This window comes from Plantibacter auratus (genome assembly GCF_050587365.1).
Classification (GTDB): Bacteria; Actinomycetota; Actinomycetes; order Actinomycetales; family Microbacteriaceae; genus Plantibacter; species Plantibacter auratus.
Genome location: NZ_JBOBFV010000002.1, coordinates 418,602 through 435,284, shown reverse-complemented (window position 1 = coordinate 435,284; position 16,683 = coordinate 418,602). Strand labels below are relative to the sequence as shown.

The following is a 16,683-nucleotide window of genomic DNA, read 5'->3' as shown; positions in this document are numbered from 1 at the left end:
AGGGAGACGATGATGAAATCACATGTTCGTGCCGGACGACTGGCGCTCGCCACCGCGCTCGTGCTCGGCTTGGCAGGAGCGGCGGTCGGGCAACCGGCACCCGCTGAGGCGTTCCCGGCCAAGACGAAGGCGTCGGTGATCCAATACCTCCGTTCGATCACCGGCTCGAACGTCGTGTCGGGTCAGCACAACAAGGAGCCGGCGAGTGCGCCGGGCCAGTACACCCAGCAAGTGAAGGACATCACCGGTCAGTATCCCGGTCTCTGGGGCGGTGACCTGATGTTCCGAGCGCAGGACGCGGCCAACCGTCAGCGAGTGATCGATCAGGCGAAGACCGAGTGGGCGAACGGGTCGCTCGTCGCGTTGACGTGGCATGCATGCTCACCGACCGGCCCCTCGACCTGTGAGTTCGACGGCGGTGTCAAGACGCAGATCACCAACGCGCAGTTCACCCAGATCGTCACGGGTGGCACGGCCCTCAACACCACCTGGCGGCAGCGGATGGCCGAGGTCGTCCCGTATCTGCGGCAGCTCAAGGACGCCGGAGTCCCGGTCCTCTTCCGGCCCTTCCATGAGATGAACGAGACCTGGAACTGGTGGGGCGGCCGATCGGGAGCGAACGGCGGGGCGAAGATCTTCCAGCAGATGCGTGACTACTTCGACTCGCAGGGGCTCGACAACCTGATCTGGGTGTGGAACGTGCAGGACAACCCGGCGGGAGGGTGGGCGAACTACTACCCGGGGAACTCCTACGTCGACGTGGTCTCACTCGACGTCTGGTACAAGAACTATCCGAGCGCGGCCGACTACCAGCAGATGCAGACGATCGCCGGTACGAAGCCGATCGCGATCGCGGAGTTGGGGAAGGCGCCGGATGCGAACCTCCTGCAGTCGCAGACGCGTTGGTCGTACTTCATGATCTGGTCGGAGCAACTGCGTGGCAACAACTCCAATGCCGAGATCCAGAACGCGTACTTCCATCCGCGGGTGTTCAATCAGGGCGAAGTGGTCCTGCCGTAGGCGGGATGCCGTGACCTCGTCGGTCCGCGCCCGCTACGATGGCGCGGCCGTCGGGGCGACCTCCTGAACGAGCTGGGAGGCCGGGCCGTCGTCGAACCGGCGACTCAGCGTGTGAGCGCCGGCCCGTGTCCCGGGGCGATCGTGCCTTGTAGGACCAGCGACGCGGCGCCGATCGCTGCCGCGTCGCGCGGGTTGGCAGAGAGCTCGACCACGATCGGGTGGGCCCGCCGGGCGAAGAACCGCTGCTCGAGACGTTCGCGGATCGCGCGGGCGTAGAGCGAACCGGCCACCGCCATGCCAGGGCCGGCGAGGACGAGCCGATCGAGGTCGAGCAGGTTCGCGAGTGTCACCGTGGCCGCGGCGACCCGGTCGGCCGAGTTCTGGATCAGGTCGAGCGCCACGTCATGGCCGCTGACGGCGGCTCGGGCGAGCTGGTCGAAGTCGCGGCTGAGCGTCTCCGGTGCGAAGCCGAGCCCGAGTCCGTCGAGGCGATCCCGCGAGGCCTCAGCCGCCGCCATCACGGCTGCCGGTGCCGCGTAGCGCTCCAAGCATCCGCGGTTCCCGCAGTGGCAGGGGACGCCGTCGACCTCGATGCTGATGTGACCCAGCTCACCGGCGTTGGAGCTCGAACCACGATAGAGCGCACCGCCCAGCACCATTCCTGCGCCGATCCCGGTGCCCATGTAGACGCACGCGAAGGACTCCGTGCGCGACACCTGGCGACTCCAGAACTCGCCGACCGCCGCTGCGGCAGCGTCGTTGTCGACGACCACCGGAACGTCGAGGCTCTCCTGCAACGCCTGCTGCAGGGGGAAGTCGTCCCAGCGTACGAGCGTGGGCGGACCGAGGAGGACACCGCCGAGTTGGGCGATCGGACCGGGAGCGACGACGGCGACGCCCGCGATCGACGGGGCCGCGAGCCCGACGCCGGCGACGAAGTCGCGGTAGAGCGTGACGAGTCGGTCGGTCACCTGCTCCGGCGTGGCCGAGCCTGCGCCGTCGACGAGCTGTCGGCCGACGACGCCGCCGCGGACGTCGGTGGCGACGAGCGTGATCGACTCGAATCCGAGCTGGACCCCGACGGCGTACTTGGCGCTCGCGTTGATCTCGAGGAGGGTCCGCGGCTTGCCTCCGCGGGGCGCGGCCCGACCGGTCTCGCGGACGAGTCCGTCCTCGATGAGGCGGCGGACGATGTTGGAGATCGACGGCTGGGTCAGGCCCGTCGCCTCGGTGAGCTCGGTGCGGCTGATCGTGCCGGCCGAGCGGATGAGGTCGACGATGAGCGCCTGGCTGCCGGGACCCGACTGCACGGACTCACGTCTGGCCAACTGTCCCTCCCGGCGATGTTCGAGCGCGTAGTGTGAGGGCCACACGACCACTCCTCACGAAAGGCCGCGTCCCGATGGGTCTCGATGCCGAACAGACTATCGCGCAGCCCCGGCCGATCGGCCTCACGCTGTTCCGGGCCTCGGAGATCTACGGCGCGGAGCCGTTCTACCACGAGCTCATCGCCGGCATCGATCGCGTCGTCCGCCCGCACGGCCTGTCCGTGTTGCTCCGCGTGCTGCCGACGCGGGAGGAGGAGCTGCTGCAGCTCGGGCGCTGGCAACAGGACGGAACGGTGAGCGCCGTCATCCTCGTGGACCTCATCGACGACGACGAGCGGGTGGCCTTCGTCGAGCGGTCCGCGATCCCGGCGATCGTGATCGGCGCTCCGACGACGGCTCAGGGGCTCCCGGCGGTCTGGACCAACGACGCGGTCACGATGCACGAGGCCGTCGACCACCTCGTCTCGCTCGGGCACCGGCGTCTCGCGCACGTCACGGGTCCGCGCGAGCTCACCCACACGCTGTCCCGGATGGAGGCGTTCACCCTCGCCTCCGACCTGCCCGACGTGGACACGGTCTCGATCGGCGGCGATTACTCGCGGACGTCCGGCTACCAGGCCATGCAGACGCTGCTCGCCCGAGAGCCCAGACCGACGGCGGTCGTCTTCGACAGCGACGTGATGGCGCTCGGCGGGCTGCAGGCGGTGCAGGAGGCCGGGTTGCGGGTGCCCGACGACCTGTCGATCGTGGCGTGGGACGATTCGGCGCAATGCCAGCTGTCGGACCCGCCGATGTCGGCGCTCAGCCACGACGTGCAACGCATCGGCGAGATGGCGGGCGAGGAGCTGCTCGAGCTGCTGGCGGGTCGCCCAGGTGCCACACGGGAAGCACCGCACGCCGTGGTCATCGAGCGCTCCACCTCGGGTCCCGTCCCCGTCGCTTGAGGTTTCGAGGGCGCGAGTGGGGTGGATTCCCTGTGATCGATTTGTTATATAAATTAATAATGTTTAGTCTTGACGGGCGTGAGACGGCAGACGATGCTGGACAGCGAGCGACGAGGCGACCCGGCCCTTCGCCCCCATGAACGAAGGAGTTCCCATGTCCCGGAGACCGATCATCGGCCTCGCCGCAACGGCTGCGGCCGCGGCACTCGTCCTCAGCGGCTGTTCCGGCGGAGCCGCCAACGACGACGGCGACCCGAGCGGCGAGATCACCGTCCTCACGAACCGCACCGACCTCGTCGACACCACCTTCAAGGACTACGCGGCCGAGTTCGAGAAGCAGTACCCCGGCACCACCGTCAAGTTCGAGGCCCTGACCGACTACGAGGGCGACGCCAAGATCCGCCTCAACTCGAAGGACTACGGCGACGTGCTCCTCATCCCGTCCTCGAATGTCACCAAGGATCAGTACGCGAACTTCTTCGAGCCGCTCGGCAGCACCGAGGAGCAGTCCAAGACCTACCGCTTCGCGAACGAGGCCTCCTTCGACGGGACGGCCTACGGCGTCTCGACCTTCGGCTCCGCCATGGGCTACGTCTTCAACCGCGACGTCTGGACGAAGGCCGGGATCACCGAGCCGCCGGCCACCGAGGAGGAGTACCTCGCCGCACTCGAGAAGATCAAGGCGAACGGTTCGATCCCGTACTACACGAACTACAAGGACGGCTGGCCGCTCGCGACGCTCGAGGGCAACCTCGGTGCGGTGCAGGGCCCGGAGGTCCGTACCGAGATGATCGCCACCGACAGCCCGTGGACCGAGGGCAACGACCAGTACAACATCGACGGTCTCCTCTTCGACACCGTTGCCGCCGGCCTGAGCGAGCCTGACCCCACCACCACCAACTGGGAGGAGTCGAAGAACCTCCTCGCCTCCGGTGAGATCAGCTCGATGGTGCTCGGCTCCTGGGCCGTCTCGCAGATGCAGGACGCCGCCGAGAAGGCCGGCGAGTCCCGCGACGTGATCGGCTTCTGGCCGATGCCGTGGAAGACCGACGACGGCTTCACCTCCGTCACCGCCTCCGACAAGTTCCTGGCGGTCAGCAAGTACTCGAAGAACAAGGCGACCGCGAAGGCCTGGATCGACTGGTTCACGAACGAGTCCGGATTCGCCGCGAGCCAGGGTGCCATCAGCCCCGTCATCAGCGACCCGGCACCCGACACGCTGGCCGACTTCTCCGATCTCGGCGTCACCTACCTGGAGCTCGCTCCGGACCCGGTGGGCAAGGAGGCCGTGATCAACGACATCGCCAACGCCGCCGAGATCGACCTCTTCGGCAACACCTACCGCCAGAAGCTCATCGACATCGCCCGCGGCGCAGCCGACGGCGACAAGGAGAGCGCCTTCGCCGACCTCAACGAGCGCTGGGCGGCCGCCCGCGCGGACGTCGCCGAGTAGCACCCATCCGATCGACACCCGGGCCCGTCCCCACGGCGGGCCCGGGTGTCCTCCACCCCGCGCAGCGAAGAAGGCAACCAGCATGGTCACAGTCCAGGGAGCGTCACCCGCCACCCGAGCGGTGGTGACGAACCATCCACGCCCGCCGCGCACCCTGCGCCCGGGCAGACCCCCGAAGGCCACCGGGTCGCGTGTCACCCCCTGGCTCTTCCTCGTGGTGCCGCTCGCCTTCCTGATCGTGCTCACCTACGTGCCGGTCGCGAACATGTTCTGGTACAGCCTCACCTCGTGGGACGGACTCGAACCCGAGCAGGAGTTCGTCGGCATCGACAACTTCGTGCAGATCTTCACGAAGCCGGAGATCTTCCAGGTCTTCTTCGTGAGCCTGTACTACCTCGTCGGGGCCGTCGCCCAGCTCGTCCTGGCGCTGTACCTCGCCACGCTGTTGAGCTTCCGCACCCGCTTCAAGAACCTCTTCAAGGGCGTCATCTTCTTCCCCTACCTCATCAACGGGGTCGCGATCGGGCTGGTCTTCCTCTACTTCCTCCGCCCAGGCGGCACCCTCGACGCCCTCCTCGCGGCGGTCGGCGTGCAGGACACCCCGCAGTGGCTCGGCGACCCCTCGTTCGTGAACGCCTCCCTCGCCGCCACGTCCGTCTGGCGGTACATGGGCCTCAACTTCGTCCTGTTCCTCGGTGCGATCCAGTCGGTCCCGTCCGAGCAGTACGAGGCCGCGGACCTCGACGGCGCCAACTCGTGGCACAAGTTCCGCTTCATCATCCTGCCGAGCATCCGGCGCATCCTCGGCCTCTCGTTCATCCTGGCCATCGCCGGAGCACTGTCCGCCTTCGAGATGCCGTACGTCATGACCGGCGGTGCCAACGGCTCCGAGACCTTCGTGATCCAGACGGTGAACACGGCCTTCAAGTTCTCGAAGGTGGGTTTGGCGTCCGCGATGGCCGTCGTCCTGCTGCTGATCGTCCTGATCATCACCTTCGTCCAACGCCGGGTCTTCCCCGACGAGAAGGGAGGCGAATCGTGACCGCCACCGCCGACCGACCGGTCTCCGCTGCCACACCCGAGCCCCGACGCGCACTGCGACGGACGCGGCGCGGGCCGAAGCGCCCACAGGGTGCCGCCGCCCTCACCGCGACGACGATCAAGTACGCCTCGCTCATCATCGCGAGCCTCTTCGCGGTGGTCCCCCTGGCCACGATCTTCATGCTCGCGTTCAAGACCGACCGCGAACAGCGGACGACCGGTCCCCTCACCCCGCCGTCGAACTGGTTCAACTTCGACAACTTCGTCGTCGCCTTCGACCAGGGCGGCATGGTCACCGGCTTCCTCAACACCGCGATCATCCTGCTCGTGTCCGTCGCCGGGACCATCCTGATCGGCACCATGTCGGCCTACGCACTCGACCGGTTCCGCTTCCGCGGACGGAAGCTCGTCATGGGCCTGTTCCTCCTGGCGACGCTCGTGCCGTCGGTCACGACCCAGGTGGCCACGTTCCAGGTGGTGTCCGCACTCGAGCTGTTCAACACCCGCGGCGCCGCGATCCTGCTCTTCATGGGGACCGACATCGTCGCGATCTACATCTTCCTGCAGTTCATGCAGTCGATCCCCGTCTCCCTCGACGAGGCCGCGATGCTCGACGGCGCGAACCGCTTCACGATCTACTGGCGCATCATCCTCCCGCTGCTGAAGCCCGCTGTCGCGACGGTGGTCATCATCAAGGGCATCGCCATCTACAACGAGTTCTACATCCCCTTCCTGTACATGCCGTCGCAGGACCTGGGGGTGATCTCCACCTCGCTGTTCCGGTTCATGGGACCGTTCGGCGCCCAGTGGCAGATCATCGCGGCCGGGACGATCCTCGTGATCATCCCGACGCTCGTCGCCTTCCTCTTCCTGCAGCGATACATCTACAACGGCCTGACCTCTGGAGCAACCAAGTGAGCATCATCGACACCGCCACCGTCCGTCCCCTGACCACCCGCCTCCTGCACGAGGGGTGGAGTCTGCGTGCGGTCGGTGGCGCGATCCCCGAGGCCTTCGTCGGGACGAGCGTGCCCGCGACGGTGCCCGGCCTCGTGCACACGGACCTCCTCGACGCCGGGCTCATCCCCGACCCCTTCCTCGACCGCAACGAGCACCTCGTGACGTGGATCGGATCGACGGACTGGGAGTACCGCACCACCTTCACGTGGGAGCCGGACGGCCACGAGCGGCACGACCTCGTGTTCGAGGGACTCGACACCGTGGCGACGGTGACCGTGAACGGCTCGGTCGTCGCGACCACGCGGAACCAGCACCGCACCTACCGCATCGACGTCGGTGCCGTCCTGCGCGAGGGTGAGAACGAGCTGGTCGTGCACTTCGCGTCGCCCGTCGCGGCTGCCGACCTGGCCAGCCTCGAGATCGGCTACCGCCCCCACACCTACTCCCACCCGTTCAACGCCATCCGCAAGGCCGCGTGCAACTTCGGCTGGGACTGGGGACTGGACGCCGCTTCGTCAGGGCTCTGGAAGCCCGTGAGCCTGCAGTCGTGGTCGACGGCCCGCCTCGCCTCGGTGCGTCCGGTCGTGACGGTCGACGGCGGCGAGGGCCGGGTCGCCGTGCACGTCGACGTGGAACGCGCCGGCGACGGTGACGCGCCCCTCGCGCTCACAGCGACGGTCGCCGATGCGAGCACTGATGTCGTCCTCGCGGCCGGTGCCGACACCGCCGTGGTCGAGCTCACCGTCGCGGATGCCGAACTGTGGTGGCCGCGCGGGTACGGCGAGCAGCCGCTGTACGACCTCGACGTCGTGCTCAGGCAGGACGAGGCACGCCTCGGCGAGTGGTCGAAGCGGATCGGGTTCCGGACCGTCGCCGTCGAACTCGAACCCGACGCGGAGGGCACCTCGTTCCGCTTCGTCGTGAACGGCGAGGCCGTCTGGGTGCGAGGCGCCAACTGGATCCCCGATGACGCCTTCGTGACCCGCGTCGACCGCGCAAGGCTCTCGCGCCGGATGGACCAGGCCGAGTTCGCGAACCTCAACCTGCTCCGTATCTGGGGCGGCGGCTACTACGAGTCCGACGACTTCTACGAGCTCTGCGACGAGCGCGGGATCATGGTCTGGCAGGACTTCCTCTTCGCCTGCGCGGCCTATGCCGAGGAGGAGCCGCTGTGGAGCGAGGTCGAGGCGGAGGCGCGCGACAACATCACGCGCATCATGCCGCACGCGAGCCTCGTGCTGTGGAACGGCAACAACGAGAACATCTGGGGCTTCGAGGAGTGGGGCTGGGAGAAGCGCGTCCAGGGTCGCACGTGGGGCATGGGCTACTACCTCGATCTGCTGCCACGGCTCGTCGCCGAGCTCGACCCGGCCGGCAACTACACCGCGGGCAGCCCGTGGTCGGGCACGCCGGACATCCCGGCCAACGATCCGGACCACGGATCAGTGCACCTCTGGGAGCTGTGGAACCGCGTCGACTACCCCGCCTACCGCGACGTCTCGCCGCGCTTCGTGGCCGAGTTCGGTTGGCAGGGGCCGGCGACGTGGTCGACGATCGATCGAGCCATCTCGGACTCCCCGCTCACGCCGGAGTCGCCCGGCATGATCCACCACCAGAAGGCGACGGACGGGAACGACAAACTGACCGACGGACTCGTCGCGCACCTGCCGCTGCCGGACGACACCGAGGACTGGCACTGGGCGATGTCGCTCAACCAGGCCAACGCCGTGACCGTCGCGATCGAGCACTTCCGGTCGTGGAGCCCACGCTGCATGGGGTCGATCGTCTGGCAGCTGAACGACTGCTGGCCCGTCACGTCCTGGGCGGCCGTCGACGGCGACGAGCGCGCGAAGCCGCTGCTCTACGCCTTGCGACACGTCTACGCCGACCGGCTCGTGACCGTGCAGCCGCGAGGGGAGTCCCTCGTGGTCGCCGTGCTCAACGACGGCCCGGACGCCTGGGCGGACGACCTCGTCATCCGGCGCCTCCGGTTCGACGGGACCGAACTCGCCTCGGTGCGCGTCCCGGTCGACCTGGACCGACGCTCCTCGACGCTCGTCGAGATCCCCGAAGCGGTCGCGGTCGCGGGCTCGGCACCCGATGAAGTGCTCGTCGCCACAGTCGGGGCGGAACGCGGCTTCTGGTCCTTCGCCGAGGCACGTGATTCAACGATCCCCGCCCCTCGGTTCAGCGCCGAGGTCGCCCGCCAGGAGGACGGTTACGCCGTGACCATCACGGCCGAGTCGTTCCTCCGCGACCTCACGCTGCTCGTCGACAAGCTGGACCCGGCCGCCGTCGTCGACGACCAGCTCGTGACCCTCCTGCCGGGAGAGCGCGTGACGTTCCACGTGCGGACAGAGGTGGAACTCGGCGAGGACGAGCTCCTGTCGACCCGGGTCGTGCGCACCGCGAACCAGCTGGTCGAGGACTGGGCACGGTGACCCTGGCGGACATGACCGCGGAGCGGGATCCGTCGGGGTCGGTCGCGCTCGCGGTCGACCTCGGCGGCACCAAAGTGGAGGCCGCGCTCGTCACGGCCGAGGGCGTCGTGGTCGACGGCAGCGCGCATCGGGCGCCGACGGGGCCCGATGCAGGGCGCCGTGCACTGGAAGACGCCGTCGACCGAGTGGTCCTCGCCTCGATCGCGCACCTGCCGGACGGTTCCGCGCTCGTCGGCGTCGGCATCGGTTCGGCGGGTCCCGTCGACCTCGGCAGCGGCACCGTGAGCCCGAAGAACCTCCCGCGACTGCACGGCTTCGACCTCCGGACACACGTCGCGCGGCTGTTACCGGACGCCCCGGTGGTGGTCCGTCTCGACGGGACCTGCATCGCGCTCGCGGAACACTGGCTCGGAGCGACCCGCGGCACCGAGAACTCGATGGCGATGGTCGTCTCGACCGGTGTCGGCGGCGGGATCATCCTGCACGGGCGGTTGATCGCCGGCCGGAGCGGCAACGCCGGCCACATCGGTCAGGTGCAGATCGCCTCGCGCGTACCTGGAGAGTCCGCCGACGACGCGACGCTCGAGCGCATCGCCTCCGGACCACGGAGCGTCGCCTGGGCGCGGGCCCACGGCTGGGAAGGCCGCACCGGCGAGGAGCTCGCCGTCGACGCCTCGGCGGGGGATCCCGTCGCGCGGTCCGCCGTCGTCCGTTCGGCCACCGCGGTCGGACAGGCGATCGCGAGTGCCACGACCCTGCTCGACCTGGAGGCGGTCGCCGTCGGCGGCGGGTTCACCGCCGTCAGCACCGACTATCTCGACCTCGTCCGTGCCGCGGTGCAGGACGCCATCGTCCTCGACTACGCGGCCGGCGTCGTCGTGACCGGTTCCGCTCTCGACGGCGCGGGTCCGATCCTCGGCGCCGCAGCACTCATCCACCGACCGGAGGCACTCGGCCTCCCACCGCTCGACCCGATGCACCATCCCAGACGAAGGAGCCTGGCACGATGAATCGCACCCCCGACCCCCGCCCATCGCACCGCGACACGAGCGGCCGCCTCGCCGCCGGCATGCTCGCGGCGGCCGTCACCGCCGCACTGCTCCCGGCGCTCGCGGCGCCGGCAGCTGCCGCCCCGGCCGACTGGACCTCGCTCAACACCTCGTTCGTCGAGCGTGACGGCTCCCGCCTCGTGCTCGACGGCGAGACCTTCCGCTTCAGCGGTCCGAACATCTACTGGCTCGGTCTGGACGAGAACGTGGGCGGGGTCGACTACCCGACTGCGTTCCGCATCGCTGACACCCTCGATGCGGCGGCCAGGATGGGTTCGACCGTCGTGCGGACGCACATGATGACCTCGACGGGCCAGGACGGTGCGAACCCCCTGGCGATCATGCCGGCCCTCGGGCAGATGAACGACGAGGCGTTCGCGACGATCGACTTCGCCGTCGCGTACGCCGGCAAGCTCGGCATCCGGCTGGTGCTCCCGCTCACCGACGAGTGGGAGTACTACCACGGCGGGCATCGCGACTTCACGACCCCGTACGGGCTGACGTCGGCCGACTTCTACACCGACGAGCGGCCGATCGCCGCGTACCAGGCCTACGTCGACGCGATCCTGCAGCGGACGAACGCGCTCACCGGCGTCCGGTACACCGAGGACCCGACGATCATGGCGTGGGAGCTCGGGAACGAGTTGGAGGGGATGACCGCGCCGTGGATCGACCGGCAGGTCGCGTTCATCAAGGAACGCGCCCCGCAGCAGCTCGTCGCGGCCGGTCGTCGATTCGACATCGACCCGGACACGCTCTCGGCGCCGGGGCTCGACATCGTCGATGTGCACTACTACCCGCCCACCGCCGCACGCGTGTCCGCGGACGCGGCCACGGTCACCGCCGCGGGCAAGGTCTACCTGGCCGGCGAGTACGCCTCCACTGCTGCGAGCCCGGCGTTGCTCGAACCGCTCGTCGCCGACCCGAACGTGACCGGCATGCTGTTCTGGTCGCTGTTCGGCAACAGCGACCGTGGTGGGCTCGTCCCGCACGACGACGGGTTCACGATCCATGCACCCGGTGCGACCGATGCCGAGCGCGCCCGGGTCTCCGCGATCACCGCCTATGCCGCTGCGATCGGTGCCGTGCCGGCTGCTCCCGCCGTCGGGACACCGCTCATCACAGCGGTCGACCGCGCGGACGGCATCAACACCGTCCGATGGCGCGGGGCCGGCGGCGCGGTCTCGTACCGGCTCGAACGCTCGCTCGACGGGATCTCGTGGACCGCGGTCGACACCGGCGCGCTCCGGGCCGATGCCGGGTCCGCGACGGACTTCGCCTCGCCGACGGGAGCGGTCTACCGCGTCGTCGCGATCGACGGGGCCGGGGCCGACGCGGCGCTGTCGGACCCGGTCATGACCGAGACCGACACCCGCGTGCTCGTCGACCCGCTCGAGTCCTGGCTGCTCACCGAGGCGCACGACGGTGCGACGATCGTTCCACGCGCAGATGGGACGAGCGTGGTCGCCGCCTCCGATGGAGCCAGCGTCACCTGGAAGCAGGACCGACTCTCGGCGGCGTCGTTCATCGTCTCCGGATCGGTCGTGGTCGAGTCCAGCGCTGACGGTTCAGCCTGGGTGACCGCCGCGGCCGAGGTCGGACCCGGCGGCACGGTGATCGCTCGCGATCTGGCGGGGCCGTACCTCCGGGTGACCCTCGCCGCCGACGCGACCGTGTCGCGGGCCACCATCTGGTCGGCGGTGGACGCTCCGAGCGGGCCGCCGGCGGCGTTCGCATCCGTCTCACCGGCGCCCGGCACCGTCGATGTGACCGCGACGCCGACCTTCACCTGGGAGTCGGCGGCCGGTGCGGCCTACTACCGCTTCACGCTCGCCGCGCAGGCCGACCTCGGAAACCCGGTCGTCGTCGTCGACGGTGTCGGAACCCCCTCGGTCACCCCGACGGTCTCCCTCACGCCGGGACAGCGGTACTGGTGGTCGGTCACCGCGGTCAACGGAGCCGGGACGACCGCCTCGAGCACGGGAGCGGCGGACTTCCTCATGAAGGCGCTGCCGAGCGAACCGCTCGTCGTCGAGGACTTCGAGTCGTACGCCGATGACGCCGCCTTGCAGGCCGCCTACGTGCGGAACACCGGGGGCGGCGCCGTGACACCGACGCTCACGCCGAACCCCGACACCGGCACGAACGCGATGTCGGCCGCGTACGACCTCGCCGGTCCCGGCTATGCCGGCGTCGTCCGCACCTTCCAGACGCCGCAGGACTGGTGGGGCTACACCGGGCTCCAGCTCTGGGTGCAGGGGACACCGGGCGACGACGTCACCGTCCAGTTCGTGACGCGTGGGACGTACTGGGAGACGGTCGCGCCCATCGAGGGCGAGGGTTGGCAGCTGATCGAGATCCCGTTCTCGGCCTTCGCCCCACCGGCCTGGGCCGGCGAGGCGGCGTTCGACCCGACCTCCGTCACCCAGATCGGGTTCTACCTCGGTGGTGAGGGGGCAGGCACCCTGCTGGTCGACGACGTCGTCACGACGGTCGCGGCGGTGGAGCCGGAGCCGGAACCGGGCACGGGACAGCCGGGCACGGGACAGCCGGGCACGGGACAGCCGGGAGGGTCGGGCGGCACCGACCCGGTGGCGCCGACGGGCGACCTCGCCCGCACCGGCCTGGACGCCACGCCCTGGATCGTCGGCGCGTTCGCGCTGCTCGCGATGGGTGGTCTGCTGCTGGTCCGCGGTCGACGGCGGGCTCTCTGATGGCGCTGCACCGCATCACCAGCGACCCCAAGCGGTACGCCTGGGGGTCTACGACGGCCATCCCGGAGCTGCTGGGGGTACCCGCTGACGGTTCGCCCCAGGCGGAGCTCTGGCTCGGGGCACACCCTGGCAGCGTGACCGAGTTCGTCGAGCCGGGTCACGGTCGTCCCGACAGCCTCAACGACTGGATCGCGTCGGACCCCGACGCGGCTCTCGGTGGGCGCTCCAGGATGCCGTTCCTGGTGAAGCTGTTGGCCGCCGCGAGGCCGCTCTCCCTCCAGGTCCACCCCACGCCCGACCGGGCCAGGGCGGGGTTCGCGGACGAGGACCGCCGCGGCGTGCCGCTGGATGCACCGCATCGGAACTACAAGGACGCCTGGCACAAGCCGGAGATCATCGTCTCCCTGCAGGACGGCTTCCGCGCCCTCTGCGGATTCCGGGCGGTCGAGGAATCGCGCGCATTCCTCATGCACCTGTCCGCCTACGTCGAGGGGCCGGACCGGATGGTGCTCGAGGCGTTCGAGGCGGAGCTACGTGACGCCGGTCTGGAACCGACGGTGCGAGCGGTGCTCGAACGACGGACGCCCGGCGTGGTCGCCGCCCTGGTGACGGCCGCCGGTGTCGGCACCGGCAGCGGAGCGGTCCCGGACGCCGACCGTCGATCGCGCTGGTCGGCCGAGCGCGAGCTCATCCTGCAGCTCGCCGAAGAGTACCCGGGGGACCCCGGCATCGTCGTCGCGGCGCTCCTCAACCTCGTGACGTTGCGGGAGGGTGAGGCGTTGTTCCTGCCCGCGGGGAACATCCACGCCTACCTCTCCGGCTTTGGGGTCGAGGTCATGGCCTCGAGTGACAACGTGCTTCGCGGCGGACTGACGCCGAAACACGTCGACGTCCCGGAGCTTCTCGCGGTTCTCGATTTCGAACCGTCGCCGGTCCCGTTCGTCGAGCCGATCGTGCGAACCGGCGGTGGGGTCATGTACCCGGTGCCGGTCGACGATTTCCGGCTCGTCCGGATCGATCCCGGGACGGCGACCGACCTTGCTCGCGGCCAGGCGGCGGTGATCCTCGTGACCGGTGGTACAGCGCGGGTGGAACAGGGTGCGGACACCGTCGTGCTCGAGCGCGGGACAGCGGCGTTCGTCTCTCCGGGCCCGGAGCCGGTGACGGTGTCCACGGACGGTCGGGTTTTCGTCGCCACCGGCTGAAGGGCTGACCGGCTGACCGGCCGACACTGTCGGTGGCTGCTGTCCACCACATGGAGGCGTGAATCCGTGCGCGGACGTTCGGTCGTGACGACAGGCGTGCGCTGCTCGAGCCGCTTCGCGTCGGATGACTCTTGACGTGGTCGACCATCCTCGTCATGATTCGAAAACGATCGACGGCAACGGGCCGCCGGCACCCTCGAGAGAGACGGCCCCGATGTCCACCACGATCTTCGTCAACCTTCCCGTCAGCGACCTGGCACGGTCGCGGGTGTTCTTCGAAGCACTCGGGTACTCGATCAATGAGGGGTTCAGCGACGAGAACGCGATCAGCGTGGTCATCAGCGACACGATCACGGCGATGCTGCTCACGCGGGAGTTCTTCGCGGAGTTCACGAGCAAGTCGATCATCGACGCCACCACCTCCACCGAGGTGCAGCTCGCTCTCAGCGCTGAGAGCAAAAGCGACGTCGATTCGATTGTCGAGAAGGCCATCGCGAGCGGGGCTACGCCTGCCGGCGAACAGGACCATGGCTTCATGTACTCGAAGAGCTTCGACGACCTCGACGGCCACCACTGGGACTTCGTCTGGATGGACCCGGAGGCGGCCGCCGGCGGCGCGCCGGAGATGACCGTTGAGGAGATGCGGGCGAACACGACGCACAGCTGAGCGCCTTGATGAGAGGATCGTCCAGCGGAGACGTCTGACGCGGATGCTCGAACGAACACCGGAGAGGCCACTCATGACCACCACACGCAGGCGCATGCTGCTGCGGCGGATCGCCGCTTGGATCACTGTCCTCGGACTGCTGCCAGCGTTCCTCGTTTCAGTCACCACGGCCATGGGGGGAGGCAGCGCCGGAGGTTACATGCTCAGTGCGGTGTTCTTCGTGATCGGCATTGCCGGGCTCATCTGGTGGGTCATCCTCCGACGGTTGCAAGGCTGACGCGATCTCGTCGAGTCCGCCGGCTCAAGCCCTGCAGGTGTTGGCCTCCCGTGGGCGACTCATGCCAACCTGGCATCGGATGGAGAGAGCAGGCGACATGTCGAAGCGTTTTGAGAAAGCTCGATGACGGGTGGGTTGGAGCCTGCGTCGAGCATGGGCGATCGGGTGCAGTTGAAGATCCGTCGGGCCGTCCCGGCGGACGCAGCAGCGGTGCTGGCGCTCTTCGATGAAGCAATCGCCTGGTTCGTGCGGATCGGCAACACGCGGCAGTGGGGTACCGAACCTGCATCTGGGCAGGAGCGCTGGATCACGCGTGTCGAGCAGTGGTGTGCTTCATCCGATGCCTGGGTCGCCGAGCATCCCACGGTCGGCGTCTGCGGAGCGCTCGTGCTGGGCGAGGCGCTCGAGTACGTGCCGGCCGCCACCGAGCCGGAGGTCTACGTCCGCGTGTTGATCGGCTCGCGCGACCCGCGGGCGAAGGGTACCGGTCGCCGCTTGCTGGCATTCGCCGAGGAGCGCGCCCAGGCCGCCGGGGTCGGTCGCATGCGGGTCGACTGCTACGCGGGTGGAACGGGAGATCTCGTCCGCTTCTATGAGGCTGCTGGCTATGAGCGTGACGTGACGTTCACGGTCGGCGACGGGGCTGACGCATGGCCGGGCCAGGTGTTGTCACGGCGAGTCGATGTGGCGAACGGCCTGGTGCGATGAGGTGATGAGCGCCGGGTAACGGAGGAGGCGTGTGACACCTGCCGGGTAGAAGGGGTGATCGGTCTCGCTGATCGACACCCACCGAACCGGACTTCCCTCGTCCAGGACGTGGAGGCGGGCGTCGAGCGGTATGGCATCGATCTCGGCGGACTCGACGGCGAAGATGTGGGCGATCTCATGGCCTCGCTCACCCTCGTACTCGAAGATGTTCTCCGCGACGTCGAGCAGGGTGACGGGGCCCAGCGTGACGCCGAGCTCCTCGACGAACTCGCGGCGCAGAGCGGCTTCCGCGGTTTCGCCGAACTCGATGCCGCCCCCGATCGCGCGATGGAAGGCCTGGTCCTTCACGGTGTCCACGCCGTTCAAGACGAGTACGTGACCGTCTCGGATGGGAAGGCCGACGGAGATGTTCCGAATCGAGGGCATGTCGTCGACTCTAGAGCGACCGCTGACCTGGTGTATGGAGCGGATGACGGGAATCGAACCCGCGCTATCAGCTTGGGAAGCTGAAGTTCTACCATTGAACTACATCCGCGTGGCGCCGGAGCGTCCTGAGTAATCGTACATGACCCGGCGGGCCTCCGGTCGGACCCGGCGCGGAGGCCTCCGGTCGGACCCGGCGTGCGCCCCTTGTTCGGTCCCGGCGTGCGGCCCTTGTTCGGTCCCTGAGCTTGTCGAAGGGCGAGGTGTGGTCGTGTGCCCTTCGACAAGCTCAGGGACCGGGGTGGGCTCAGGGATCGGGGCTGGGCTCAGGGACCGGGGCTGGGCTCAGGGACCGGGGGTGGGCTCAGCGATCGGGGCTGGGCTCGGGGACCGGGGTGGGCTCGGGGTCCGGGTCCGGGTGTGGGCTCGAGGTCCGGGGATGGGACCTGCGCT

Annotated in this window: 14 protein-coding genes and 1 tRNA gene; 12 read left to right on the top strand and 3 right to left on the bottom strand. The window is 68.9% G+C overall.

Annotated elements, in window-relative coordinates:
* Positions 1–9 precede the first annotated feature (9 nt).
* On the top strand, positions 10–1,020 hold the full coding sequence (locus ACQ3HE_RS09180) for a glycosyl hydrolase (RefSeq protein ID WP_086472882.1): 1,011 nt from the start codon (positions 10–12) through the stop codon (positions 1,018–1,020).
* Positions 1,021–1,124: 104 nt separating this feature from the next.
* On the opposite strand, the gene ACQ3HE_RS09175 is transcribed toward ACQ3HE_RS09180, so the two are convergent.
* A complete protein-coding gene (locus tag ACQ3HE_RS09175) occupies positions 1,125–2,393 on the bottom strand; it encodes an ROK family transcriptional regulator (protein WP_430892365.1) in 1,269 nt (422 codons plus the stop codon).
* 29 nt (positions 2,394–2,422) lie between these two features.
* Between ACQ3HE_RS09175 and ACQ3HE_RS09170 the strand changes: the two genes are divergently transcribed.
* The 11 genes from ACQ3HE_RS09170 (at position 2,423) to ACQ3HE_RS09120 (ending at position 15,807) form a co-directional block, all read left to right on the top strand.
* Entirely contained in the window at positions 2,423–3,292 is an 870-nt protein-coding gene (locus ACQ3HE_RS09170) for a LacI family DNA-binding transcriptional regulator (protein WP_086472883.1), read from the top strand.
* 154 nt (positions 3,293–3,446) lie between these two features.
* Positions 3,447–4,745, top strand: coding sequence for an ABC transporter substrate-binding protein (locus ACQ3HE_RS09165; protein ID WP_430892364.1), 1,299 nt, complete (start codon positions 3,447–3,449; stop codon positions 4,743–4,745).
* Between the two features lie 82 nt (positions 4,746–4,827).
* Complete coding sequence (locus ACQ3HE_RS09160) at positions 4,828–5,787, top strand: carbohydrate ABC transporter permease (protein ID WP_085512119.1); 960 nt, start codon at positions 4,828–4,830, stop codon at positions 5,785–5,787.
* A complete protein-coding gene (locus ACQ3HE_RS09155) occupies positions 5,784–6,704 on the top strand; it encodes a carbohydrate ABC transporter permease (RefSeq protein ID WP_236555343.1) in 921 nt (306 codons plus the stop codon). Before ACQ3HE_RS09160 ends, ACQ3HE_RS09155 begins: the two co-directional genes overlap by 4 nt.
* Positions 6,701–9,187, top strand: coding sequence for a glycoside hydrolase family 2 protein (locus ACQ3HE_RS09150; protein WP_430892362.1), 2,487 nt, complete (start codon positions 6,701–6,703; stop codon positions 9,185–9,187). The genes ACQ3HE_RS09155 and ACQ3HE_RS09150 overlap by 4 nt, the downstream gene beginning before the upstream one ends.
* Before the next feature lie 11 nt (positions 9,188–9,198).
* Positions 9,199–10,197 (top strand): ROK family protein, encoded by a 999-nt coding sequence (locus ACQ3HE_RS09145; protein ID WP_430892360.1) that lies wholly within the window; start codon positions 9,199–9,201, stop codon positions 10,195–10,197.
* Positions 10,194–12,950, top strand: a complete 2,757-nt coding sequence (locus ACQ3HE_RS09140) for a CIA30 family protein (RefSeq protein ID WP_430892358.1) — start codon at positions 10,194–10,196, stop codon at positions 12,948–12,950. Before ACQ3HE_RS09145 ends, ACQ3HE_RS09140 begins: the two co-directional genes overlap by 4 nt.
* Positions 12,950–14,155: a mannose-6-phosphate isomerase, class I gene (gene manA / locus ACQ3HE_RS09135; protein WP_430892356.1), complete on the top strand. Its 1,206-nt coding sequence runs from the start codon at positions 12,950–12,952 to the stop codon at positions 14,153–14,155. The genes ACQ3HE_RS09140 and manA overlap by 1 nt, the downstream gene beginning before the upstream one ends.
* Positions 14,156–14,369: 214 nt before the next feature.
* Positions 14,370–14,822 carry a VOC family protein gene (locus ACQ3HE_RS09130; RefSeq protein WP_430892354.1) on the top strand — a complete coding sequence of 151 codons (453 nt, stop codon included), beginning with the start codon at positions 14,370–14,372 and terminating at the stop codon, positions 14,820–14,822.
* 73 nt (positions 14,823–14,895) lie between these two features.
* A complete protein-coding gene (locus ACQ3HE_RS09125; RefSeq protein WP_430892352.1) occupies positions 14,896–15,099 on the top strand; it encodes a hypothetical protein in 204 nt (67 codons plus the stop codon).
* A gap of 210 nt (positions 15,100–15,309) precedes the next feature.
* Complete coding sequence (locus ACQ3HE_RS09120) at positions 15,310–15,807, top strand: GNAT family N-acetyltransferase (RefSeq protein WP_430892351.1); 498 nt, start codon at positions 15,310–15,312, stop codon at positions 15,805–15,807.
* On the opposite strand, the gene ACQ3HE_RS09115 is transcribed toward ACQ3HE_RS09120, so the two are convergent.
* Positions 15,769–16,233 carry an NUDIX hydrolase gene (locus ACQ3HE_RS09115; RefSeq protein WP_079704763.1) on the bottom strand — a complete coding sequence of 155 codons (465 nt, stop codon included), beginning with the start codon at positions 16,231–16,233 and terminating at the stop codon, positions 15,769–15,771. The genes ACQ3HE_RS09120 and ACQ3HE_RS09115 overlap by 39 nt on opposite strands.
* 35 nt (positions 16,234–16,268) lie before the next feature.
* Positions 16,269–16,342, bottom strand: a tRNA-Gly gene (locus tag ACQ3HE_RS09110).
* Positions 16,343–16,683 lie beyond the last annotated feature (341 nt).